Origin of the sequence: Xanthomonas sp. LMC-A-07 (assembly GCF_030208825.1) — a bacterium.
Lineage (GTDB): Bacteria > Pseudomonadota > Gammaproteobacteria > Xanthomonadales > Xanthomonadaceae > Xanthomonas > Xanthomonas campestris.
This window is the reverse complement of record NZ_JARVTF010000005.1, coordinates 33,907-59,652: the sequence shown is the minus strand read 5'-3', so window position 1 is coordinate 59,652 and position 25,746 is coordinate 33,907. Positions and strand designations below refer to the sequence as shown.

Sequence of the window (25,746 nt, the reverse complement as noted above, 5' to 3'; positions counted from 1 at the left end):
GCAGGTGGCATGGGAGGGCGGGGCGCCCTGGTCAGGCACGCGCAGGGGAGGCACGGCTGTCCGGAGCTGGGCAGACCTGGCGGCTGGGGCATGAGCGTGCGGTGTGCACGTCATGCCGCGCCGGTGCGCGTTTGCTTGTGTCCGGTAACGGCGCTGCGATTGAGCACTGAACAGCCGCGCCCGTTTCCATATGGTTCAGCGTCACGGAGGTGAGCTGCGCGTGTAGATGCGTGCCGAAATGCCGTGTTTTCAGGCGTTTTCAGGGGGGAACGCAGCAATGGCCGTGCACGCAGTGCTCACGACACGCATCACGGTTTTGTTGCCGCTGCTTGGGCAAGGGGCGGCGTCATAAGGCTTGGGCGGGTGCATTGCCGATGCGCACGCGGCGGCGTGTGCATGCGGTGGCGTAACCGCACCTGCAATGGTGCTGCAGCAATTGCAGCTGTCGCGGCACACGCCGGTAGGAACCGCAGTGCCCGTGTCACGAAGGGCAGGGGGGTATGCGTGTTGGCGTGCTTGGCGTCTGTGCAAACGATCCGAAGTGCGCCTCAGACCAAACAAGGCTTGCCCTGCGCAGCCGGCTTGATGCGATCGCGCCATGCGTTGTGCTGCGCGTTACGCTTTAAAGCAAGCGGCCCGGCCTTGCTGCAGGCCGGGCCGATTCTGAGGGTGATATGGCTGGAATGCCGGTCATCACGAAGGAAGCAACTGCCTGCGCTTGCTGGGCAAGCGCCGGCAGCGTGGCTCAGGCCGCGCGCCCCAGTACGGGCCGCGCCGACGCGGCCTGCAGGCGGAACACCGAGACCGCATCGCGCAGCTGTTGGGCCTGTTCTTCCATCGCGCGGGCGGCGGCAGTGGCTTCTTCCACCAGTGCGGCGTTCTGCTGGGTGGCCTGGTCCATCTGGGTGATGGTCTGGCCTACCTGCTCGATACCCTGCGACTGCTGCTGCGAAGCAGCGGAGATCTCGCCCATGATGTCGGTCACGCGCTGCACCGAGCTGACGATCTCCTGCATGGTCTGGCCGGCCTGGCCCACGAGCTGGTTGCCGTGTTCGACCCGCTGTACCGAATCTTCGATCAGCTGCTTGATCTCCTTCGCCGCACCGGCCGAGCGTTGCGCCAGCGTGCGCACTTCACTGGCGACCACGGCAAAGCCGCGGCCCTGTTCGCCGGCACGCGCGGCTTCCACCGCGGCGTTCAAGGCCAGGATATTGGTCTGGAAGGCGATGCCGTCAATCACCGAGATGATGTCGGCGATCTTCTTCGACGCTGCCTGGATGCCGGCCATGGTGCCGACTACCTGGCTCACCACCTCGCCACCTTGCGACGCCACCTGCGCCGCGCCCAGCACCAGCTGATTGGCGTGACGCGCGTGGTCGGCATTGTTGCGCACGGTGGAGGTGAGTTCCTCCATGGACGCGGCGGTTTCTTCCAGGTTGGCGGCCTGCTGCTCGGTGCGCTGCGACAGGTCCTGATTGCCAGAGGCAATTTCGCTGGCGGCATCGTTGATGGTGTCGGTGGAGCGCTGGATGCGGCCCACGATATCGGCCAGCTGGCTCACCGTGGCGTTGGCGTCGTCCCGCATGCGTGCAAACACGCCATGGAACTCGCCCTGCATGCGCGTGGTGAGGTCGCCGGCGGCGATGGCGCGCAACACGGCGGACAAGGCTTCCAGGTTGCCGTCGGCAGTGGCCATCAAGGTGTTGAGGCTCTCCACCATGGCGCGGAAGTCGTACTGGAAGCGCTGCGCATCGCCACGCACGCTGAAGTCGCCGTTGGCCGCGGCCTGCGCCAGCAAGTTGATTTCGGTATTCATCGCCGAGAGGTTGGCCTTCACCGTGTCCATGGTGTCGGTGAGCACGGCCTTTTCGCCGGGCAAACGCTGCATATCCTGGCTCAGATCGCCGATGGCATAGCGCGACATGATCTGCGCCAGCTGCATCTTCACTGCGATATGCGAGCCGACCAAGGCGTTGGTGTCGCGCACCATGGTGCCGTAGTCGCCGGGGAAGCTGTCGGCGTCCATGCGGTAGCTGATCTGGCCGGCGTCGTGGCGCTGCGCCATCTCCGATTGCGCTGCCAGCACGCGCTGCAGCTGCTCCTGCATCTTGCGCATGTTGTCCAGCAGCTGGCCGGTTTCATCCTGACTGGGCGGCACGATGTGTTCGTCCAGCTGGCCGCGGGCAATCTGCGCAGCCACGCTGGCGGCGCGCCGCACATTGCGGGTGAGGGCGGAGAGCGTGTACCAGCACAGGCCGGCGATCAGCAAGGCCAGCACCGACAAGCCGGCAATGGCTTGCCACATCGCATTGCGGGCGTCCTCCAGATGACGCTCGGATTGCCGCTGAAGGGCTTGCAGCGAAACGCTGCTGAGTTGCTGCAGCGCTTGGCCCACCGTATCCAGTGCCGCATTCCATTGCACATCGGCCTGGGCATCGTTGCCGTCCAGGGCAGCGCTCAATGCGGCGAGTGCAGTCTTGGCCTGGCTTGCCTCGGCCTGCGCTGCGGCTGCCAGCGCGGGGTCGGGTTGTTCCAGCAAGCCCATCGCCTTTTCCAGCTCATGGCGGAAACGGGCATGGTTGCGTTGCAGCTGGCCCAGCTGCTCACGCAGCATGGCGGTGCTTTCGCCGGCCTGCGACGGGTCGCTGGCGGCATCCAGGCGGGTCAGCGACTCGGTCGCGTCCGGGCTGTAGATCAGGGTGGCCACCACCAGGTGGTAGCTCTCGATATAGGGGGTGTAAACCAACTGGCTGTCATCGCGCATCGCATCCAGTGCGGCGAAGGCGTGTTCGCTCAGGCCGGTGTAGGCCGCTGCATCCTTGCCGGCGCTGCGCTGCTGCTGCAAGGCGGTGAGTGCCTTCTGGCTGCGCTCGAACCCTTCCAGCGTGGCGGTGGTGGTCAGCAAGGCCTGCAGATCGTTGTCTGCGCGTGTTGCGGCCGCGGTGGCGGCGTCGCCGCTGTCGACATGTTCGGCGTGCAGGTCGGTGATCAGCCCCAGCATCCTGGCCAATGGGCCATAGCTGCGCAGTTCGTTGCTGCTGATGGCGACGCTCTCATTGAGCTTGCCGCTATACAGCACTACCGGGATGACCAGACCGACCAGGGCCAGCACCCCGATCAAGCCGAGTTTGCGGCTGATGCCCAGGTCGTCCCATCGGTGCGTCCAGCGACGTGGGGATGAGAGAGCGGGCTTGGACGACAGCGCGGGCGACGTGGTCATGAAGAATTCTCGTAGGCGTACGCAGCGTATCGGCGGCGCCCGGTTGCCCTTGAGCCAGCCGGCCTGGAGGCCGGCTGGCTTCGTTCAGTCAGAATTCCTGCCAGCTGCCTTCGTTGCTGGCAGTGGTGACGACGGCGCGCGGCTTGGACGCCGGCGTGCGGCCGGCAGCGACGACTTTCGCCTTGACCGCCGAGGTGACCGCCGGGCGTGACGCCTGCGGCAGCGGTGCGGCCACATAGCCGGCGTCGGTCTTGAACACGGCCACTGCTTCGGTGAGCTGCACGGCCTGTTCTTCCAGCGAGCGCGCGGCGGCAGTGGCTTCTTCCACCAGCGCGGCGTTCTGTTGAGTGGTCTCGTCCATCTGGGTGATGGTCTGGTTGACCTGTTCGATACCTGCGGACTGCTCCTGCGAGGCCGCGGAGATCTCACCCATGATGTCGGTGACGCGCTGCACGCTGGCCACGACTTCGCCCATGGTCTTGCCGGCGGTGTGCACCAGTGCGGAGCCTTCGGCCACGCGTTGCACCGAGTCGTCGATGAGGTCCTTGATCTCCTTGGCGGCGCCCGAGGAGCGCTGCGCGAGCGTGCGCACTTCCGAGGCGACCACGGCAAAACCGCGACCTTGCTCGCCGGCACGCGCCGCTTCCACCGCAGCGTTCAACGCCAGGATGTTGGTCTGGAAGGCAATGCCGTCGATGACGGAAATGATGTCGGCGATCTTCTTCGACGAGGCTTCGATACCGGACATGGTCTCGACGACCTTGCCGACCACTTCGCCGCCCTGCACAGCCACGCTGGCCGCACCGATGGCCAGCTGATTAGCCTGGCGCGCACCTTCGGCATTCTGCTTGACGGTGGAGGTGAGCTCTTCCATCGAGGCCGCGGTTTCTTCCAGATTGGCGGCCTGCTGCTCGGTCCGCTGCGACAGGTCCTGGTTGCCGGCGGCGATTTCGCTGGCGGCGCCCTTGATCGACACGGCCGACTGCTTGATGCCGGTGACGATTTCGGCCAATTGGGTGGCGGTGGCATTGGCGTCGTCGCGCATCTGAGCGAACACGCCACGGAACTCGCCGCTCATCCGCGCGGTGAGATCGCCGGCGGCGATCGACTGCAACAAGCCCGACAGCGCCTGCAGATTGCCGTCGGCAGTGGACATCAGGTTGTTGAGGCTTTCGACCATCAGGCGGAAGTCGTACTGGAAGCGCTCTGCCTCGCCGCGGGCGCTGAAGTCGCCGTTGGCGGCGGCCTGTGCCAACTGTTTGATCTGGGTGTTCATTTCACCGAGGTTGACCTTGACCTGGGCCATGGTGTCGCTGAGCACGGCCTTTTCGCCGGGCAGCTTCTCCATATCCTCGGACAGGTCGCCGATCGCGTAGCGGCCCATGATCTGCGCCAGACGCATCTTTACCGCGATATGCGAGCCGACCAGAGTGTTGGTGTCGTGCGCCATGCGACCGTAGTCGCCGGGAAACGCCGCCGCGTCGATACGGAAGCTGATCTGACCTTCGTCGTGGCGCCTGGCCATGTCGGTCTGCGCGGCGAGCAGGTTGCGCAGCTGCAGCTGCATCTTGCTCATCGCCTTGAGCAGGCGGCCGGTTTCGTCGTTGAACGACGTATCGACATCGTTATCCAGCTTGCCGCCGGCAATCGCCTCGGCGGCGCGGGTGGCGCGGCCGAGCGGCTGGGTGAGGCTGCGCGTGATCAACAGGCCCAGTGCGGCGCTCAGCAGGACTACCAACACGGTGCCGGCCAGCAGCAGCTTGCGCGAATCGGCCATCGACTTCAGTGCGACGGCCGATGCATCGGCTGCCATCTTGTCCTGCAGTGTGATGTTTTCGGCAATCTTGTCCTGCCAGCCCTGCATCGCCGGCGCGGCCTTGGTGAGCAGCAAGGGCAGGGCCTCGTCGCTATGACCGGTCATCACCAGATCGATGACCTTGTCGTTCAACACCTTGACCTCGGCACGGCGGGCATCGATGTCCGCGCGCAGCGCCTTGCCCTGTTCCGACGGCGGCATGGCATACAGCGCTTCGCGGGCTTTTGTATAGTCGGCGCGCGCGGACTGGATCTGCGCGATGAACTTGCGATTTTCCTCGTCGGTGGTAGGCAGCACGACATTGCGCAACTGCATGCCAATGATGAAGTTGGCATTGATCATGTCGTTGGACAGGCGGATCTTGACCATATTCTGGTGCACGATGTCGTCGACCAGGGCGCGTGCCGAACTCAAGCCGCGATAGCCGATAAAAGCAATGCAACCGGACAACACGATCAGCACGGCGAAAGCCGCTGCCAAGCGCGGGCCGACGTTATAGCGTTGGAGAAGTGCGGTCATGACCGAATCCTGGAAGGCGTTATGCAGTGGAAGGGAGCGACGAAGGCAGCGCCAACCAGCTGCTGCGTCAGGTGTCGCTATGCGCAGTAACGGCTCATGACAGGTATCACTGAATACCCCGATATCAAAAAATATATAACTCGAGTCAGGCTTGTGAAACATATTGATAATAAATCTTGTCTGCCTGTTTCCATTCTTGCTCTTCTAATTGCTCGAGTCCGGTTTGTAGATAACAGGCTCATCAATACATAAAATAATACAAAAATAAAATATGATGTTTAAGTTGTTTTATCTTGAGTGTTATCGATAGTTTTCCTTGCGGAAACGATCAGTCCAAAAAAAAACCGCGCCCCCCGAAGGAGCGCGGTTTCGATGGCATCGGTCGCAGGGCGACCGATCGGGTCGCTCAGAACTCTGCCCAGTCCGATTCGTTGGACGACGCCGACGCCACCGCAGCGCGTGCGGCCGGCCTGGCGGCAGCTTGCCTGGGTTTGGTCGCCGGCGTGCTCGGCGCGGCGGGCCGCTTGGCAGCGATCTGGCGCACCACCGGCGTGGGCCGCGTCACCGCTTCCAGTTCTGCCGACAGGCGGAACAGCGCCACCGCTTCGGTCAATTGCTGGGCCTGATCTTCCATCGAGCGTGCGGCGGCAGTGGCCTCTTCCACAAGCGCTGCGTTTTGCTGGGTGGCTTCGTCCATGTGTGTGACGGTCTGGTTGACCTGCTCGATGCCGGCCGACTGTTCCTGCGAGGCGGCGGAGATCTCGCTCATGATGTCGGTCACGCGCTGCACCGAAGAGACAATTTCACTCATGGTGGTGCCGGCCTGGTGGACCAGCGCCGAGCCTTCGGCCACCTTGCTGACCGAGTCGTCGATCAAGCCCTTGATCTCCTTGGCGGCGCCAGCCGAGCGCTGTGCCAGCGTGCGCACTTCACTGGCCACCACGGCAAAGCCGCGGCCCTGTTCGCCGGCACGCGCCGCTTCCACCGCCGCGTTCAAGGCCAGGATGTTGGTCTGGAACGCGATACCGTCGATGACGCTGATGATCTCGGCGATCTTCTTCGACGAGGTTTCGATGCCGGACATGGTGGTGACCACCTGGCCGACAACGCTGCCGCCATGCGACGCCACATCGGCCGCACCGATCGCCAGCTGATTGGCCTGGCGGGCGTGTTCGGCGTTCTGCTTGACGGTGGAGGTGAGCTCTTCCATCGAGGCAGCGGTCTCTTCCAGGTTGGCGGCCTGCTGCTCGGTGCGCTGCGACAGGTCCTGGTTGCCGGCGGCGATCTCGCTGGCGGCAGTGTTGATGGTCAGCGTGGAATGCTTGATGCGGCCGACGATGTCGGTCAGGCGCTGCACGGTGGCGTTGGCGTCGTCGCGTAGACGTGCGAACACGCCGTGGAATTCACCATCCATGCGCGCAGTGAGGTCGCCATCGGCCACGGCGCCGAGCAGCTGCGACAGCTTGCCCAGGTTGCGGTCACTGACTTCCATCATCGAATTCAGATCGGCCACCATCACCGCGAAGTCGTACTTGAAGCGCGCCGCATCGCCACGTGCGCTGAAGTCGCCAGCTGCGGCGGCCTGTGCCAGCTGTTTGATTTCGGTGTTGATCGACAGCAGGCTGGCCTTGGCGGCGTCCATGGCTTCGTGCAGCACGGCGCGGCTGCCGGGCAGGCGGCGCGCGTCTTCGGTGAGGTCGCCCTGGGCGTACTGGTTGAGGATGCGCACCGAATCGATGATGGCGTCCAGATGCTCGAAGATCATCGTGTTGATGCCGCCGGCCAGCGTGCCGTACACGCCGGGGAAATCTTCCGGCATGCGGTGGGTGATGTCTTCGGCGGCATGCAGGTGCGACATGCGCGCGGTTTCGTCGGAGAAGCGGCGCAGCATCTGGGTCATGCGGCCCGTGGCCTCGAGCATCTGGCCGATTTCATCGTTGCTGGTCTTGCCGACCTGCACGCTCAAATCGCCACGCGAGACCGCCTGGATGGCGCCCAGCGCCTTGGACAGCGGGGTGGTGATGCTGCGGGCGATCAGCCAACCGAAGGTGACCGACAGTGCGGCCATCAGCAGCGTGCCGAGCAGCAGCACCGCACTGGTGAACTTGAACGACGCGGCGCTGGCGGTGACCATGTCGCCGAGTGCCTTGGACTGCTGCGCGTACATCTTGTCGACCGAGGCAAACAGTTCCTTGCGGATCTCGCCGGACTGCTTGCGCGAGAATTCCATCGCGGCGGCGCGGTCTGGGTCTGCATAGAGCTTGCGCAGCTGCTGGTTGGCCGCGAAGTAGCGTGCGCTGGCATCGGTCAGCTTGGCGTACTCGGCCTTCAACGGCGAGGCGGCGCCGATCTTGGTGTCCAGGATTTTTTGCGTTTCGACGTATTTGGCCTGGATCTCGTCCATGCGCTTGAAGAACATCGCATAGCGTTCCGGATCTTCCAGATTGACGAACTGGCCCACTTCATAGACGCGGAATTCGCCGGCGAAACCACGCAGCTCGGACAGGCGGCTCAGCACCGGCACCACGTCCTGATTGATCAGGTCGGTTTCCTGCTGCATCTGCTTCATGCGTGAAAAGCCCAGGCCACCCAGCAGGGCAGTCAGCACGGCGCTCAGGCAGAAGGCAAACATCAGCTTGCGGCGGATCGGCCAATCGTTGAACTTGTTCATTCCTTACTCCAGGGTGTTGCGCAGAGACAATGTCCTGGTTGCTAACGGCCCGTGCCCTGGATTCTTTACGCGCGGTGCCTGAACGCTCCATCGCAGCGGCGAGGGCTTCAGTTGGGGATGACGGGCCTTTGCGTGTCTTCAGTCACCGCGATGGCGGGGCAGGGCGAGGCCGGCCTCTTGCAGCAATGGTGACGTGCGCTGCTGCCGGCCGGCGTGAGCAGCCAGCCTGTCAGAAGTCCTGCCACTGCTCCTCGCTGCCGTGGCGTGCGGCCGCCACCGGTGCCGCTGTGGCGGTGCGCGTGCGCTTGACCGGTGCCGGTGGGCGTGCCGTAGCCGGTGATGAGGCCGTTACGCGGCGCGGCGAAGCACCCTGCGGTGCAGTCGCTGCCGTCGAACTCAGCGTAAACACCGCCACCGTCTCACGCAGCTGGCTGGCCTGGTCTTCCATTGCACGTGCGGCGGCGGTGGCTTCTTCCACCAGGGCAGCGTTCTGCTGGGTGGCTTCGTCCATCTGGGTGATGGTCTGGTTGACCTGCTCGATGCCTGCGGATTGTTCCTGTGAGGCGGCTGAAATCTCGCCCATGATGTCGGTGACGCGCTGCACGCTGGCCACGATCTCGGCCATGGTCTTGCCGGCCTGGTCCACCAATGCCGAGCCTTGTGTCACCTTGCTCACCGAATCGTCGATCAGGTGCTTGATCTCTTTGGCTGCACCGGCCGAGCGCTGGGCGAGGGTACGCACCTCGCTGGCCACCACCGCAAACCCGCGGCCCTGTTCGCCGGCACGCGCGGCTTCCACCGCGGCGTTCAGCGCCAGAATATTGGTCTGGAAGGCAATGCCATCGATGACGCTGATGATCTCGGCGATCTTCTTCGATGACACTTCGATGCCGGACATGGTGGTGACCACCTGCGCCACGACCGCGCCGCCGGTGGAGGCCACGCCCGCCGCACCAATCGCCAGCTGATTGGCCTGGCGTGCACTCTCCGCGTTCTGCTTGACGGTGGAGGTGAGCTCTTCCATCGAGGCGGCGGTTTCTTCCAGGTTGGCCGCCTGTTGTTCGGTGCGTTGTGACAGATCCTGATTGCCTGCCGCAATTTCGCTGGCGGCGGTGTTGATCGACACGGTGGCGTGCTGGATGCGGCCGACCACGCCGGCGAGCTGCTCGGCAGTGGCGTTGGCATCGTGCTGCATGGTGGCGAACACGCCATGGAAATCGCCCTGCATGCGCGCGGTGAGATCGCCGGTGGCCAGTGCGCCGAGCAGGCGTGAGACCTCGGCGATGCTGATCGCGTTGGCGTCCAGCAAGGCATTGAGTTGTTGCGCCAGCAGCAGGAAGAAGCCCTGCTTGCCGCTGCTGTCCAAGCGCTTGGACAAGTCGCCGGCCGCGGCGCTGCGCACCACATCGGCCACTTGCGCTTCGATCTTGGTTTCGGCAGTGCGGTCGCGCCACTCGCAGACAAAGCCCACATGCGCGCCGGCCTCGTTGCGGATTGCGGAGATCTGCTGGGCAATGCAGGCGTCGCGGTACTGCACTTCGCGCTGCGCCGCACTTTGGCGATCCAGGCGTTGATAAATTTCGGCGTCTTGCGTGTTGCCGACCTCCAGCAGCGAGACCGACTTGCCGACCAGATCGGTGTCGCGATCAAAGGCCGGCGCGCAGGCGCGGATGTCGTCTGCATAGGTGTGCAGCAAGGTCTGCAGCGCGGTGTTGGTGTAGACGATGGTCAGGTCCGGGTCGGCGATGTACATGCCGGTGGAGGCGTTATCCAGCGCGGTGCGGATGCGCAGGTTTTCCGCGGCTACCGCACGCTCGTGCTGCAGGCGTTCGCGCAGGTCGCGCTGCATGCGCGCCAGGGCGGCCATCAGGCTGTTGGCGTGTTTGGCCGCAACCGGAATCGGCTGATCCAGGCGGCCTTCGGCGATGTGCTGGGCGGCGGCCATCGCCAGGCGCGGTTCGCCCCCCAACAGACCGGAGACCGAGCGCAAGATCCAGCCTGCTGCCAACGCCAGGCACACGATCGCCAGTGCCACGGCGCCGCCTTGTTGCCACACCACCTGCCGGCTATACGCTTCGGCATGCGCGTGATTGGACTGGTTCAGTGCAGTGATGTGCTCGCTGATGGCGCCCATGCGCGTTTCCAGCGCTTCGAATTTTTGCGTGAAGTCCGCATAGGCTGCATCGGTCTCGGCGCCGGCTTCCACTAGCGTCATCAGCTGGTCGGCGGCGCCGATATACGCCTGCAGGGTGGGGGTGACGTCTTCCAGTTCCTTGCGTAGTGCCGGCTCCAGCGGCAGGGCGCGATTGGCCGCCAGCGACTGGCGGAAGTCGTCGGCGTGCTCGCCCAGCGAGGCGCGTGCGGCAGCGATCGCCTGGGCGTCCTTGCGCGAAGCGGCCAGCAGTGCAGTGGTGACGTCGCCACGCAGGGCGTCATGCATCATGTCCGCCTGCATGTGGTTGCGCAGCGCATCCGATGAAGTCACCTGCGCGGTGATCTCATCCAGCAGACCCCGTTGCCCGCCGTAGCCCACACCGCCCAGCGCGAGCAGTGCGATCACTGCCACCAGGACCAACACGCCCAACATGTGCATGATTTTCATTGGGTGGCCTGATCAGAAGCGAAGGGACAGGCCCACGCCGAGCGCGTGGTCCGGTGAGCGGTCATTGAGGCCGTAGCTGTACACCGCATCCAGTTGCACGTCGTTGCTGAGCAGCCAGGCCGAGCCGACATCGAGCAGCGCGACGGTGCCGCCATCTTCGCTGCGGGCGATCTGCGGCAGCGCCACTTCAACGAACGAGCGCACCTGATCGTTCCAGGATTTGCCGATCACCGCGCCGAAAATGCCGGCCGTATGGCGGTTGCCTTCACCGTCGTCATCCCAGATCACGCCTGGCATCACGCCGGCGGAAATGCTGTCGCTCAAGTCCCACTCGGCCACCAGGCGGAACGAGGGGCGTGCGCCATGCCCACGCAACGCGCGCGCACCGGTAGGCAGGTCCACGTGCAGCAACCAGGCCAGCGAGGCCTTGCCATCATCGGAACCGGCCAGGTGATGCTTCACGCCCAGCGCAACGTCGGACATGCCGGAGACCTTGGCGTCATTGTCCACGTCCAGCCGTTGCCAGCCGTCTGTTTCCAGGCGCAGTTCCCAGGTCGGGCCCAGCCCGTAACGAAACAACGTGGGTGTCGCGAATCCATCCAGGCCGTCATCACGTTCGCCGGCCACGCTGGTTTCAATTTGCAGCCGCTGATGGCCCACGGTGAGGCTGGACTCGACGAAATCCGGGCGGTCGGTGGCGATCGGATCTTCGGCGCGGGCAAGCCCGGCGACACCGAACATGGCAAGACAGCTGGCAAGCACACATGGCTTCATGGCGACCCCTGGAACGTTGAACGTCCTGACGCAGAGCGCTGGCACTGGCTGCCACGGCGGCGGTGCGCGTACCGATCGGCGATTGCGTGGGGCGCAGGCGACCGATGTTATTGACGCTAACGGCGGCGCCTGTCAGTTCTTGATGCGTGTCCGACAAGCGGAACGGGCAGGGCGTCGCGCCGGATGTTGCTGTGTGCGGCCGCGTTCGCTTGTGTGCCAGGCACGCTCAGTCGGGTGATGGCTGCCGCTTAGCTGGCCTGCGCAGGCATCGCCATGCGCAGGCTGGCGCAGGATCAGAAATCCTGCCACTGGCTGTCGTTGCCGCTGCTCTGGCTGGGCGCCGGCTTGGCGGCGGTGCGACGTACCGGCGCCACGCTGCGCTTGGCTGCCGCAGGCGGGCGCTTGATGTCTGGTGTCGCAGGCCTGGCGAGCGTTGCAACGGCCACCGGCGCGGTGGCGTGGCTGAGCTTGAACACCGCCACCGCATCGCTGAGCTGGCCGGCCTGTTCTTCCATTGCACGGGCGGCGGCGGTGGCTTCTTCCACCAGGGCGGCGTTCTGCTGGGTGGCCTCGTCCATCTGGGTGACGGTGAGGTTGACCTGCTCGATCCCCGCAGACTGTTCCTGCGAGGCGGCGGAAATCTCGCCCATGATGTCGGTGACGCGCTGCACGCTGGCCACGATCTCGGCCATGGTGGTGCCGGCCTGGTGCACCAGCGAGGAGCCCTGCGCCACCTTGCTCACCGAATCGTCGATCAGGTGCTTGATCTCCTTGGCCGCACCGGCCGAACGCTGGGCAAGCGTGCGCACTTCCGAGGCGACCACGGCAAACCCGCGGCCCTGTTCGCCGGCACGCGCGGCTTCCACCGCAGCGTTGAGCGCCAGGATATTGGTCTGAAACGCAATGCCGTCGATGACGCTGATGATCTCGGCGATCTTCTTCGAAGACACTTCGATGCCGGACATGGTGGTGACCACTTGCGCCACCACCTCGCCGCCATGCGAGGCGACGCTGGCCGCGCCGATTGCGAGCTGGTTGGCCTGGCGCGCGCTTTCTGCGTTCTGTTTGACGGTGGAAGTGAGCTCCTCCATCGAGGCAGCGGTTTCTTCCAGGTTGGCCGCCTGTTGTTCGGTGCGCTGCGACAGGTCGTTATTGCCGGCCGCAATTTCGCTGGCGGCTGCATTGATCTGCGTGGCCGAGGTCTGGATGCCGGAAACGATGCCGGTGAGCTGGGTCACGGTGGCATTGGCGTCATCGCGCATGCGGGCAAACACGCCCTGAAAGTCGCCGTCCATGCGCACGGTGAGGTCGCCCTCGGCCAGCGCGCTGAGCAGGCGCGAGATGCGTTCCAGCCCTTGCGCAGTGGTATCGACCAGGTCGTTGAGCTGGCGGCCGAATTCCAGATAGAAGCCGTGCTTGTCCTGCAGCGCCAGCCGCTGAGTGAAGTCGCCGAGCAACGCCGACTGCACCAGGGCGGCCACTTCGTTTTGCACGCTCACCTCGGCGCTGACATTGCGCCACAGCAGCATGCTGCCGCTGCGGCGGCCATCGCCGGCATACAGCGGGGTCATGGTGAGGTCCAGCGTCACCGGGCCGAAGGTGTAGCGCTCGGAGACGGTGGCGGTGAGTTGCTGCAGGCGCTGCGTGCGCGCCTTGCCGTCGGCATCGCTGCCGAACACGTACTCCAACGGCTGGCCGACCACCGCATCGGCGCTGAAGCCGGTCTGGCCCTTGGCGTGGAAGGCGGCTTCGCCGTGCTTGAAGGAGGTGTGCAACGCCTCGGTAATGAACACCGCAGTGTGGTGTTCGTCGGCCAGCAGCACTTCCATCTCCGAGTGCTCCAGCGCGGTGCGGATGCGCAGGTTCTCGTTGGCGATCTGGGTGTCGCGTTCGATGCGCTGGCGCAGATCGCTCTGCATGCGCTGCATGGCGCTCAACAGGCGGCCCACTTCGTCCTGGCGCTGCACGGTGATCTGGTTGTCCAGCTTGCCCGAGGCAATGGCATCGGCCACGCGTGCGGCGGCATCGAGCGGGCGCACCACCTGGCGGCGCAGCAGCGCAAACAACGCGATGCTGAGCACCAGCGCCGAGCCCAGGCCCACCAGCAGAATCGTCCACAGCAGGCGATGCGCCTGCTGCATGATGGTGGCGTACGGCACCACTACGCCCAGTGCGAAGCGTTCCTGCGCCTGGCCGATTTGCAGCGGTACATAGGCGCTCACCGCGCCGTTCTCATCCGGCACGAAATCGACCGCGTCCTTGCCGGCCCTGATGGCATCGAGCACGGCGCGATGACGCGCGTCGGTAAAGGTCTTGCCAATCCGCGCGGTGTCGCGCGAGGCCAGCACAATGCCACCGGGCGAGAGCAGCTCGACATAGCCGCTGTCCATCGGGCGCAGCGCACCCAGCCGCTGCTGCAAGGCAGCCAGCGCGATGTCTACGGTGACCACGCCCAGGAACGTGCCGTCTTGCTGGACCGGCGTGGACAAGGTGGTCATCAGCACGGTCTTGCCGCCGATCTGGTAGTTGTACGGTTCGGCCACGGTCTGGCGGCCAAGTTCGCGCGGCTTGAGGTTCCAGTCGCCCAGGCCCGGGGTGTCGTAATCGGTGAGCGGTTCGCGCACCAGTGACTGGCCGTCGCGTCCCCAGTAGGTCATGAAGCGGCCGCTGGCGTCGTGGCCCTTGGCGTTGACGAAGGCGCTGTCTTTCGCATCGAAGGCCTGCGCTTCCCACAAGGTGCCCATGCCGACCCACTCGGGATGGTCCTGCAGCTGGTCGTGCACCACCGCCGCAGCGGTGTCGCGGTCGATGCTGTTGTTGGCGCGCTGTACCAGCAACGTGGTGGCCACGGACTTGCCGGTGGTCAGGGCCTGCCCCAGCTCGCTGCCGATCTGCTCGGCCTGATAGCGTGCCGCGTTCTGCATGGTGGCTTGCGCCGAGGCCGTCAACGCGCGGCTGCTTTGCCAGTAGGTGATGGCGGCAGTCAGGCCGAAACACAGCAGTGCCACCACCGCCGTTCCCAGCATCAGACGATAGGCCAGGCTGGCGCCGCGACGTGGGGAAGAGAGCGTAGAGGTCATGGGCCGATCTGCATGGTGGGGAGAAAAGCCCGCCGTGCCGGCGGGCGTGACACGTCACTCAATAGCTGGCAAGCAGGGCATCGGTCTGCTGTGCGGCGCGTGCGCGCAGCGACTGCACCGTGGCGGTGACGCGGAACGAAGACACCGCATCGTCCAGCTGCTGCGCTTGCTGCTGCATCGCATTGGCCGCAGCGGTGGCTTCTTCCACCAGCGCCGCGTTCTGCTGGGTGCTTTCATCCATCTGGGTGATGGTGAGGTTGACCTGCTCGATGCCGGCGGACTGTTCCTGCGAGGCGGCGGAGATCTCGCCCATGATGTCGGTCACGCGCTGCACCGAAGACACGATGTCGGCCATGGTCTTGCCAGCCTGGTCGACCAGCGCCGCGCCCTGGGTGACCTTGCCCACCGAATCGTCGATGAGGTGCTTGATCTCCTTGGCTGCACCAGCTGAGCGCTGGGCGAGGGTGCGCACTTCCGAGGCGACCACCGCAAACCCACGGCCCTGTTCGCCGGCACGCGCGGCTTCCACCGCCGCGTTCAAGGCCAGGATGTTGGTCTGGAACGCGATACCGTCGATGACGCTGATGATCTCGGCGATCTTCTTCGACGAGGTCTGGATGCCGGACATGGTGTCCACCACCTGGCTCACCACATGGCCGCCCTGCGAGGCGACACCGGCCGCGCCGATGGCCAGCTGGTTGGCCTGGCGGGCGCTTTCGGCGTTCTGCTTGACGGTGGAGGTGAGTTCCTCCATCGAGGCAGCGGTTTCTTCCAGGTTGGCGGCCTGCTGCTCGGTGCGTTGCGACAGATCGTTGTTGCCGGCAGCGATCTCGCTGGCCGAGCCGGTGATCGATTGCGCGGCCTGCTGGATGCGCCCCACGATGCCCGACAACTGCAACGCGGTGGTGTTGGCATCGTCACGCATGCCTGCGAACACGCCGTGGAAATCGCCTTCCATGCGCGCGGTGAGGTCGCCTTCGGCCAGTGCGGCCAGCAGCTCGGACAGCTTGCCCAGGTTGCGGTCGCTGACCTCCATCATCGCGTTGAGGTCGTTGATCATGCGCGCGGAGTCGTGCTTGAAGCGGGTTGCATCGCCACGCTGGCTGAAGTCGCCATTGGCCGCGGCCTGCGCCAGGCGCTTGATCTCGGTGTTGATCGCCAACAGGCTGGCCTTGGCCGCATCCATGGCTTCGTGCAGCACCGCGCGGGTGCCGGGCAGGCGCGTGGCATCGCGCGACAAATCGCCCTGTGCGTATTCGTTGAGGATGCCAACCGCAGCGACGATGGCATCCAGGTGTTCGAAGATCATCGTGTTGATGCCACCGGCCAGTTCGCCGTACACGCCTGGGAAATCGGTCGGCATGCGGTGGCTGATGTCTTCGCCGGCATGCTTGTGCATCATCACCTTGGTCTGCGCGGAGAAGCGCTCCAGGGTGTGCACCATGTCGTCGGTGGCCTTGAGCATCTGGCCGATTTCGTCATTGCCGTGCTCGGCGGTGCGCACGCTCAAATCGCCGCGTGCCACGCCCTTGATCGCGGCCAATGCGCGCGCCACCGGCTCCAGGATCGAGTTGCCGATCAGCCAGCCCACCAGCAGGTTGACCAGGACCAGCACACCGCCGGCGAAAGCCACGATGCCGGTGAACACCAGCGCCTGCGACTGGGTGTCGTCCAGGTATACGCCGGTGCCGATCACCCAGCCCCACGGCTTGTACAACGACGCGTAAGAGGTCTTCTGCACCGGGTCCTTTTCACCGGGCTTGGCCCAGGTGTAGTCGACATACCCGCCGCCGGCCTGCGCGGCGGTGACGAAGGCCGGGAAGATGCGCTTGCCGTCCGGGCTCAGCACATCGTTCAGCGGCTTGCCGTTGAGGTCGGGGCGGGTGGGGTGCATCAGCATCAGCGGCGCCTGGTCGGTGACGTAGATGTAATCCACGCCGCCGCGCGCGCGCATGGTGGAGAGCGTCGCCAGTGCGCGGCTCTTGGCGGTGTCCACGTCCATCTCGCCCTTTTCGGCGCGTTCCTGGTAGCCGTTGACCACCGCCATGGCCATCTCGATCTGGCTCTTGAGGCCATCGCGACGGGTGTCGGTGAGATCCACGTATTGCATGCGCGCGGCGATCACCGCCAACGCAATGATGCCCAGCGCCACCAGCGCCGTTTGGGCGAGGAACTTGCGCTTGAGCGGTACGTTGGCCAGCGTTTTTGCAATCGTGGTCTTGAACGTCATGACGGGTATCCGACTAGGGAATGTGTGACAGGCTTAAGTCGGATAGCGACCAGATCGCAAAAATGTTGAGCGCGACTTGACACTCAATGTGCTAGCGCATTACGCATTCAGCGGCTGCGCGGTGCCAAACGGCCGGTGGTGCACCAATCGATTGCACGCAGCGCACTGAACATAGGCGCCGTGGCGGCCTCGGCCCTGGGAGGTGTGCAACACACTGGGCGTCGCGTTGGCATCGCTGGGTGGCTTGCTTGCTGCCGCGGCGAATGTGATGGGCGGGCAACTCAAGGAACTGAAACCCGGCGCGCGTTTGCATCATCAGGGCGCTGGACGATCGTTGCACGCATGCCAGCGCTGGCTACGGCAGACACTAATCTCGGAGCAGCGGTCTCGTGACGCACTGACGTCTTCGTGCGGCTGCTGCACGGCTGCTGCATTTCTCAGCGAAGCCACGCGTTACCCACTTGGCAAGCAGTAGCTGCCAGTGGCACGCGACATCTACGCGTCTGATCCACGAGGCGAGGGCGATCGGCAGGGCTAGAGGTGGCTCCGCCTGCGCTTTTGTTGATCGCAAGTCCTGCCGTGTGGTCGGCAACACCGTGAATGCATCGCTGGTTACGCTGCGCAACCGCAACCGCAACCGCGCACGTGCTTCGATCAAGCGCTGGCGTGGATCGGCAATGAGCGCTGCATGCATTGCGATGGCAGGGCCGCGCGCGATGCGCCGCGGCCTTGCCGCGACCTCAACGGCGCGGCGTGCTGCTCACGCTGGCGACCGATCGCTGCAGGCTCTGCAGTTCGGTCCACAGCAGGTGCCGCGTGTCACCGGCATAGCCCAGCGACAACGCCTGGGCGGCATGCAGATCGCCATCGTGCAAGGCGCGATTGGCTTGCCGGTGCTGCGCCAGGTACTGCCCCAGTTGCTGCTGCAGACGCGCGAACTGCTGTGCCTGTTCGCCTTGCGGCACGGTGGCCTGGACGTAGCCTGCGTGGCGCGCGATGCGTTGGCGCAGATTGCCCAGGCGTTCGTCGTAGGCGTCGATGCGGGCTGGGTCGTGCGCGGCGGCAAGCTGTGCACGCTGCGTGTTGCGCAGTTGCACCAGGTCGATCGCCAGCGACTGCAGCGCGCCCACCGGGACGTTATCCAGCAACACCGATGCCGGCGCCGCCGGCGTTGCCAGTGACGGCGGCAACGACACGCAGGCCGCCAGCATGGCCACGCCGAGCGCGCAGCCCAGCAGGTGGTGCGCAGAACGAATGGACTTGGTGGCGTGCATGCGGGCTTCCTCGACGTGGTGCGGGCCAGACAGCCCTCATTGCTGTCTGTATCGGCCGCAGGAGGGTGTGCTTGATCACCTTTCGACCAACGGCAGGGTCAAGGAATACCGGCTGCCGAGGCGCGGGCCATTGTCCGGTGGCCGACACATCGCAAAACGCCCCGACAGGATCGGGGCGTTGTGAGCTGTGCTAACAATCCCGTCTTGGCGACGGCCAGGCAGTTGCGCGGTTACCGCTTAGAACTCGTGCCAGCTCGAGTCGCCAGCGGCAGCCGTTACGGCGGCCACCGGACGTGCCGCAGCACGCGGCTTGGCAGATGCGGGCTTTGTGCTCGCAGCCTGCTTGCTGGCCGGCGCCTTGTCGGCAACGCGCGTGGACGCGGGCCGGCTGGCAATTGCCATCGGTGCTCCCTGCTGCTGCAGCTTGAAGATCGACACCGCATCGGACAGCTGGCCGGCCTGTTCTTCCATCGAACGCGCAGCCGCAGTGGCTTCTTCGACCAAAGCGGCGTTTTGCTGGGTGGCTTCGTCCATCTGGGTCACGGTGAGGTTGACCTGCTCGATGCCGGACGACTGCTCCTGCGAGGCAGCAGAAATCTCGCCCATGATGTCGGTCACACGCTGCACGCTGGCGACGATCTCGGCCATGGTGGTGCCGGCCTGGTCCACCAGCGCCGAGCCTTCGGCCACCTTGCTCACCGAGTCGTCGATCAGATGCTTGATCTCTTTCGCCGCACCGGCCGAGCGTTGGGCCAGCGTACGTACTTCCGAAGCGACCACGGCAAACCCACGGCCCTGTTCGCCGGCACGCGCGGCTTCGACCGCTGCGTTCAGCGCCAGGATATTGGTCTGGAACGCGATGCCGTCGATGACGCTGATGATCTCGGCGATCTTCTTCGATGACACTTCGATGCCGGACATGGTGGTGACGACCTGCGCCACCACCGCGCCGCCTTGCGAGGCGACCGATGCGGCGCCGATCGCCAGCTGGTTGGCCTGGCGCGCATGCTCGGCATTCTGCTTGACGGTAGAGGTGAGCTCTTCCATCGAGGCAGCGGTTTCTTCCAGATTCGCTGCCTGCTGCTCGGTGCGCTGCGAGAGATCGTTGTTGCCGGCCGCGATCTCGCTGGCGGCCGCATTGATCGATACCGTGGCGTGCTGGATGCGCCCAACAATGCCGGACAGCTGCTCGGTGGTGGCGTTGGCGTCGTCACGCATCTGCGCAAACACGCCGTGGAAGTCGCCGTGCATGCGTTCGGTCAGGTCACCGGCGGCGATCGCCTGCAGCACCTTCGACAAGGCGCTCAGGTTGCCATCGGCGGTGGCCATCAAGGTGTTGAGGCTCTCCACCATGGCGCGGAAGTCGTACTGGAAGCGCTGCGCATCGCCACGCACGCTGAAGTCGCCGTTGGCCGCGGCCTGCGCCAGCAATTTGATTTCAGAATTCATCGCCGAGAGGTTGGCCTTCACCGTGTCCATGGTGTCGGTGAGCACGGCCTTTTCGCCGGGCAGGCGCTGCATGTCCTGGCTCAAATCGCCGATGGCATAGCGCGACATGATCTGCGCCAGCTGCATCTTCACTGCGATATGCGAGCCGACCAAGGCGTTGGTGTCGCGCACCATGGTGCCGTAGTCGCCGGGGAAGCTGTCGGCGTCCATGCGGTAGCTGATCTGGCCGGCGTCGTGTCGCTGCGCCATCTCCGACTGCGCCGCCAGCACCGCCTGCAACTGCCGCTGCATGCCCTGCATGCTGTGCAGCAGCTGGCCGGTTTCGTCGCGGCTGTCCACGCTGATAGGGTTGTCCAGCTTGCCTTGGGCGATCGCGCCGGCCACGCGGGTGGCGCGGCCAAGCGGGCCGGCGATGCTGCGGGCGATGAACCAGCCGGCAAACGCGGCAAGCATCACCGCCAGGGTCATGGCGGCCAGCATGATCTTCCAGGAGCGTTGATAGCCCGCTTCGGCGCTGGCGATTTCTGCATCCATGTGCGCGGCGTTGAACTTGGTCAACTCCACCAACTTGGCGAACAGGTCGCGGCGCAGTGGGCGCGATTGTTCGTCGGACACCTTGCTGGCAGCGACGAAATCACCGGCACGTACCGCATCGCCCATCGCCGCGTTGGCCTGGTAGTAGGCGGCCAGCTTCTGTTTGACCGCGTCATACAACTCGGTCTCCTTGCCGGCGGTGGTGGTCTTGGCATACGCCAGCTGGGTGGCATCCACATCGGCACGCGTCTTGGCCATGCGCTCGAAGTAGTTGGTGACCGCTTCGGGATCATTCGCACGCGCCAGCTGGGCGAGCTCGTAGGTGCGGAATTCGCCGAGCAGGGCGCGCATCTCGCCCAGCTGCTGCACGGCAGGGGCCCAGGTCTGGCCGATATCGCGCAGCAACTGCGCATTGGCCTGCATGCGCAACAAGGCGAATGCGCCAAGGCACAGGGTGATCAAGGTGGTGAAAAAGAAGGCAACAGCGAGCTTGCGCGCGACGGCGAGATGACGGAACCAGTTCATGGGAGTTGTTTTTCGACAAGGTCCAATGGAAACCGTGGGCGTCGGCACAGTCGCAACGCTGAAGACGGTCGTTGGGATCAAACACTGGGGCAGTGCGGCCCGACGCATCGCCGCGTGCACAGGGGCAGGGCGGCAGCGCAAGCCGGCGGGCCCTAGACCGCCGACGGATGACACGTGTCCTTAGGGACTGACCACTGCGGCATCCTTGCCGCAGCGACGTGCGTTGACTCAGGCCGCCTGCGGCACTTTCAGCGAGCGCACCAGGCCACCGATGTCCACGATCAGCGAGACGCGACCGTCACCGAGGATGGTGGCGCCGGAGACGCCCGGAATCCGCCGGTAGTTGTTCTCGATGTTCTTGACCACCACCTGCTGCTGGCCGAGCAGTTCGTCCACTTCCAGCGCGATCTTCTGGCCGTCGCCTTCGACCACCACCACCAGCGATTCCTTGGAGGACTGTTGTCCGCCGAAACCGTAGTAATTGGTGAGCGACAGGATCGGCAGATACTCGCCCCGGACCCGCAGCACCCGGCCGTCACCGGCCATCGAGCGGACATCTTCCGGCGCCGGCTGCAGCGCTTCGAGCACGTAGGACAGCGGCAGGATCAGGGTTTCGCCGGCAACCGACACGGTCATGCCGTCCAGGATGGCCAGGGTCAGCGGCAGACGGATCAGCACGCGAGTCCCGCTGCCGGCGTTGCTTTCCAGCTGCACTTCGCCACCCAGGCCCTGGATGTTGCGGCGGACCACGTCCATGCCCACGCCACGCCCAGAGAGGTCGGTGACGGCATCGGCGGTGGAGAAGCCCGGTGCGAAGATCAAATCCCACACCTGCGAATCAGTCGGGTTGTCCGGCACGGCAATGCCGCGTTCGGCCGCTTTTTCCAGGATCTTGGCGCGATTGAGGCCACGGCCGTCGTCGCTGACTTCGATCACGATGTGACCGCCCTGGTGCGATGCCGCCAGGGTGATGGTGCCGGTTTCGTCCTTGCCGGAGGCGCGGCGCGCATCGGGCATTTCCAGACCATGGTCGATCGAGTTGCGCACCAAGTGCACCAACGGATCGGCAATCTTTTCGATCAAGCCCTTGTCCAGTTCCGTGCTTTCGCCAATCGTGCGCAGACGCACCTGCTTGCCGAGGCGGCTGGAGAGGTCGCGCACCAGACGCGGGAAGCGGCGGAACACCGCGTCCACGGGGAGCATGCGCACGCCGATGACTGCTTCCTGCAGATCGCGGGTATTGCGTTCGAGCAGATCCAGGCCGGCAAACAACTGTTCGGCATGCGCCGGGTCCAGGCCGGTGGAGACCTGCTTGAGCATGGCCTGCGTAATCACCAGTTCGCCGACCAGGTTGATCAGCGCATCGACCTTGTCGACGCTGACGCGGATGGAGCTTTCGGCTTCGGCAGCGGCGGCCTTGGCAGGCGTGGCGGCCGCAGCAGCAGGTTCGGCAGCGGCGGCAGCCGGAGCAGCGGCCACGGCGGTCGGTGCACTGCTTGCGGCAGCGTCCACGGCGAGGCTCGGCGGCGGGCCGGGCACCGCCATCGGGCGGATGTCCAGCTCGCAGTCGTCCACGACCCAGGCAAAGGTGTCTTCGATCTTGCTGCGCGGAATCTTGCCGATCAGGCCCAGATCCCAGGCCAGGTAGGCTTCCAGCGGGTCGATGTTCTCAAAGCCCGGCATGCGCTCCAGACGCGCGGCGATCTGCAGCGGGCCCAGGTGCTCGAGCTCACGGATGATGCGCAGCGGGTCGTTGCCGCTCATGAACAGCGACGGCGCCGGGGTGAAGCCGATGTGCCAGGCTTCGGGTTCTTCTTCCTTCGGCTTGGCGACGGCCACGGCGGCCGGCGCTTCGCCGGCGAGCACCGCGTTCAAGCGGGTGTGCACGGCCTTGACCGCAGCCGGGTCGGCCGGGGTGCCGTGTTCGGCTTCGCGCAACAGGGCGCGCAGCACGTCGACCGAGCCGAGCATGGCATCGACCGCATTGGGCTCAAGCTGGCGCTTGTTGGAGCGCAGCTCGTCCAGCAGCGTTTCCAGCACATGGGTCAGGCCGGCGACGGCTTCGAAGCCGAAGGTGGCCGCACCGCCCTTGATGGAGTGCGCGGCGCGGAACACCGAGTTGATGATTTCCGGGTCGCGGTTTCCCTCTTCCAGGGACAGCAGCCCGGCCTCCATCGCGTCGAGCCCTTCACGGCTTTCCTCGAAAAAGGTGGCGTGGAAACGTTGCAGGTCCATGCTCATGGGCGTGAAATCCGATCGTGAAACGAGGAAGGGTTAACCCAGGACTTTCTGGACGGTGGCAATCAGCTGTTCGGGATTGAACGGCTTGACCAGCCAACCGGTCGCACCGGCCGCCTTGCCTTCGGATTTCTTGTCGGCTGCCGACTCGGTGGTCAGCATCAGCATGGGAGTGAACTTGTAGTCCGGCAGCTGGCGCAGTTCGCGGATCAGCGAGATGCCATCCATGTTGGGCATGTTCACGTCGGTCACCACCGCATTGAAGCGCTGGCCCTTCGCGCGGCCCAGCGCCACGGCGCCGTCTTCGGCTTCTTCGACGGCAAAGCCGGCAGAGGTGAGGGCGAAAGAGACCATCTGGCGCATCGACGCCGAATCGTCCACCACCAAGATACGTGCGCTCATGCGGCGTTCTCCACAGATTTCAGGTTGTCATTGGATGCGGAAAGTCCGAGCGCGTCAGTGACGCCGAGCAGACGGGCCGCATCTCTAAAAGTGTCGTTGCAGCCATCGAATTCGGTCTGCAGCCCCGCACTGCGGCGGGCCTGCACGAAAGCGCAGAGCAGCTGCACGCTTGCGGTGTGGATGCGCCGGACTTCGCCGGCGTCAAGCACCAGCTCGCCGTCCTGCGTCAGGACTGCAGCCAGTTTTTGCTTGAGGTCGGCGCTGGTCTCGATGCCGAGATCCTCACCCAATATCACTGTGCTCATTGTTGCTCCGAACGGATGGTTCTATGCGTACTAACGGCGGCGGGCGGGAAAGCTTTAACGTTGAATCGGCGCATTGGTGCGCGGCACCATGCGCGCATTAATGCAGCAGGTGGGTGGCGTCGAGCAGGATCATCGGGTGATGGCCCAGGCGTGCCACGCCACGGAACAGGTTGTTGGAAATGCGGCACAGGCGGGCGTTGTCCGGCGGCTCGATCTGGTGATCGGTGAGGCTGGTGACGTCTTCCACCGCCGACACGCGCAGGCCCATGGTTTCGCCGTTCTCTTCCAGCACCACCACGCGGGTGTGCAGGTCCATGTCCACCGGCGATGAGCCCAGGTGGATGCCCAGGTCGATCACCGGCACCACCTGGCCACGCAGGTTCATGATGCCGAGCATGGCGCTGGGCGTACCGCGCAGCGGCAGCAGCGGCACCGGCAACACCACTTCCTGCACCTTGAGCAGTTCCAGCGCATAGGTCTGTTCGCCGCAGCGCAGACGCAGCCAGCGCGTACTGCGCTCGCTGGCGCGGCGCTCGGCGTGGATGTGTTCGGCCTGGCCCGGTGCCAGCAATGCCTGCAGGCCCTGCGGGTAGACCGGCGCAGGCGCAGCACGCGCGGGTGCGGGTGCCGGACGTGCAGGTGCGGGGACGGCCACCGGCGCGGCGTCCAGCCCGAAGGCCGGGTCCGAATCCAGTTCTGCCAGCAGGTCGGCGGCGATCATGTCGGCGCTGGGTTCTGCGCTGGCGAATGCCGGGTCGGCATCCATCTCGGCCATCAGATCTGCAGTGCTCATGAATGGGCTGGGCGCGGCCGTGGCAAAGGCGGGGTCCGCATCCATCTCGGCGAGGAAATCCGCCGCGATATCTGCGGCGCTCGGTGCAGCCACCACCGGCGGGCCGAAGGCGGGGTCGGCATCCATTTCGGCCAGGAAATCGGCGGCGATGTCGGCAGCGCTGGGTGCCACCACGCGCGGCGCGAATGCCGGGTCGGCATCCATCTCGGCCAGGAAATCCGCCGCGATGTCGTCGGCGCTCGGCGCGGCCACTACCGGCGGCCCGAACGCCGGGTCGGCATCCATTTCGGCGAGGAAATCGGCGGCGATCGCTTCGGCGCTGAGCACCGGGGCGCTCACCTGCGCTGCTGCAGTGGCCTGCACGGGCGGTTCCGCCAGTGCCAGGTCATCGGCCTGCGCGAGGTCTGCCTCGGCAGCCAGCGGCGCTGCGCTGGCGACGGCGGTGACCGTGGCCACGTCGATCTCGACGCCGGCATCGTGCAGCAGGCCTTCCAGATAATCGTCCAGCTCACCATTGGCGGTGTGGTTGCTCATGCCGCTTGCTCCATCCGCATCGCGTCATCGGCCAGCACCCATTCCAGCGCGCGGCGATACGCGGACAAGCCGCGGCCCTGGTAATCGGTGGTGGTGGCCGGCACGGTGAGGGCGGCGGCGTTGCAGATGCGTGTATCCATCGGCACCGCGTCTTCCCACACCACCGGGCCGTAGGTGGTCTGCATTTCTTTCAGTGTTTCGTTGCCGGCGCGGGTGCGGCGGTCGAACAGGGTGGGCAGGATCGATACCGGCAAATCGCGCCGGCGCGAGCGCTGCACCATGTCGGCGGTGCGCACCATGCTGGCCAGGCCGTGCAAGGCGAGCGGTTCGGCCTGGGTCGGCACCACCACGCGGTCGCAGGCGGCCAGCGCGTTGATCATCAACAGGCCCAGCGTGGGCGGGCAATCGAGCAGGATGTAGTCGTGCTGGCCGGCATGCCGGGCCATGGCGTTCTGCAGGGCCAGGCCCAGGCCAGGCTGGTTGGCGCTGCGGCGCTCCAGCGTGGCCAGGGCGGCCTGTGCGCACACGTAGGACAGGCCGGGGATGGCGCTTTCGTGCGCCAGGCTGGCCAGGTCGCTCGGCGGGGTGCCGAACAGGTCCAGCACGCCGCGCGGCGGCGGGTCCACGGCCACGCCGAACGCGCGGGTGAGTGACGAGTGCGGATCGAGGTCGATCAACAGCACCCGGTGCCCGAGCGCGGCCAGGCCGCGACCCAGTGCCAGCGTCGTGGTGGTCTTGCCCACGCCGCCCTTTTGGTTGGCGATTGCCCAGATACGCATC

14 protein-coding genes are annotated in these 25,746 nt (G+C 65.4%); all 14 read right to left on the bottom strand.

Annotated features, from left to right (window positions below; genetic code table 11):
* Positions 1-745: 745 nt before the first annotated feature.
* The 14 genes from QRM89_RS03195 to QRM89_RS03130 all read right to left on the bottom strand — a co-directional run bounded on the left by QRM89_RS03195 (position 746) and on the right by QRM89_RS03130 (position 25,745).
* Complete coding sequence (locus tag QRM89_RS03195) at positions 746-3,220, bottom strand: methyl-accepting chemotaxis protein (protein WP_285447271.1); 2,475 nt, start codon at positions 3,218-3,220, stop codon at positions 746-748.
* Between the two features lie 88 nt (positions 3,221-3,308).
* Positions 3,309-5,555 carry a methyl-accepting chemotaxis protein gene (locus tag QRM89_RS03190; protein WP_115004621.1) on the bottom strand — a complete coding sequence of 749 codons (2,247 nt, stop codon included), beginning with the start codon at positions 5,553-5,555 and terminating at the stop codon, positions 3,309-3,311.
* Between the two features lie 406 nt (positions 5,556-5,961).
* On the bottom strand, positions 5,962-8,226 hold the full coding sequence (locus QRM89_RS03185) for a methyl-accepting chemotaxis protein (RefSeq protein ID WP_285447270.1): 2,265 nt from the start codon (positions 8,224-8,226) through the stop codon (positions 5,962-5,964).
* A 229-nt stretch (positions 8,227-8,455) separates the two neighbouring features.
* Positions 8,456-10,828 carry a methyl-accepting chemotaxis protein gene (locus QRM89_RS03180; protein ID WP_343237667.1) on the bottom strand — a complete coding sequence of 791 codons (2,373 nt, stop codon included), beginning with the start codon at positions 10,826-10,828 and terminating at the stop codon, positions 8,456-8,458.
* Positions 10,829-10,840: 12 nt separating this feature from the next.
* On the bottom strand, positions 10,841-11,602 hold the full coding sequence (locus QRM89_RS03175) for a transporter (protein WP_274348838.1): 762 nt from the start codon (positions 11,600-11,602) through the stop codon (positions 10,841-10,843).
* Positions 11,603-11,895: 293 nt separating this feature from the next.
* Positions 11,896-14,682 (bottom strand): methyl-accepting chemotaxis protein, encoded by a 2,787-nt coding sequence (locus tag QRM89_RS03170; RefSeq protein WP_285447269.1) that lies wholly within the window; start codon positions 14,680-14,682, stop codon positions 11,896-11,898.
* A 58-nt stretch (positions 14,683-14,740) separates the two neighbouring features.
* Positions 14,741-16,912, bottom strand: coding sequence for a methyl-accepting chemotaxis protein (locus QRM89_RS03165; RefSeq protein WP_285447268.1), 2,172 nt, complete (start codon positions 16,910-16,912; stop codon positions 14,741-14,743).
* Positions 16,913-17,652: 740 nt separating this feature from the next.
* Positions 17,653-18,186, bottom strand: a complete 534-nt coding sequence (locus tag QRM89_RS03160) for a hypothetical protein (RefSeq protein WP_285447267.1) — start codon at positions 18,184-18,186, stop codon at positions 17,653-17,655.
* Positions 18,187-18,423: 237 nt separating this feature from the next.
* A complete protein-coding gene (locus tag QRM89_RS03155) occupies positions 18,424-20,694 on the bottom strand; it encodes a methyl-accepting chemotaxis protein (protein ID WP_285447266.1) in 2,271 nt (756 codons plus the stop codon).
* Positions 20,695-20,922: 228 nt separating this feature from the next.
* Positions 20,923-22,935, bottom strand: coding sequence for a chemotaxis protein CheA (locus QRM89_RS03150; RefSeq protein WP_076036891.1), 2,013 nt, complete (start codon positions 22,933-22,935; stop codon positions 20,923-20,925).
* 33 nt (positions 22,936-22,968) lie between these two features.
* Positions 22,969-23,334, bottom strand: a complete 366-nt coding sequence (locus QRM89_RS03145; RefSeq protein WP_002806565.1) for a response regulator — start codon at positions 23,332-23,334, stop codon at positions 22,969-22,971.
* A complete protein-coding gene (locus QRM89_RS03140) occupies positions 23,331-23,639 on the bottom strand; it encodes an STAS domain-containing protein (RefSeq protein ID WP_011037055.1) in 309 nt (102 codons plus the stop codon). Before QRM89_RS03140 ends, QRM89_RS03145 begins: the two co-directional genes overlap by 4 nt.
* Before the next feature lie 97 nt (positions 23,640-23,736).
* Entirely contained in the window at positions 23,737-24,966 is a 1,230-nt protein-coding gene (locus tag QRM89_RS03135) for a chemotaxis protein CheW (protein WP_285447265.1), read from the bottom strand.
* Positions 24,963-25,745 (bottom strand): ParA family protein, encoded by a 783-nt coding sequence (locus QRM89_RS03130; RefSeq protein ID WP_011269794.1) that lies wholly within the window; start codon positions 25,743-25,745, stop codon positions 24,963-24,965. The genes QRM89_RS03135 and QRM89_RS03130 overlap by 4 nt, the downstream gene beginning before the upstream one ends.
* Between the last annotated feature and the right edge of the window lies 1 nt (position 25,746).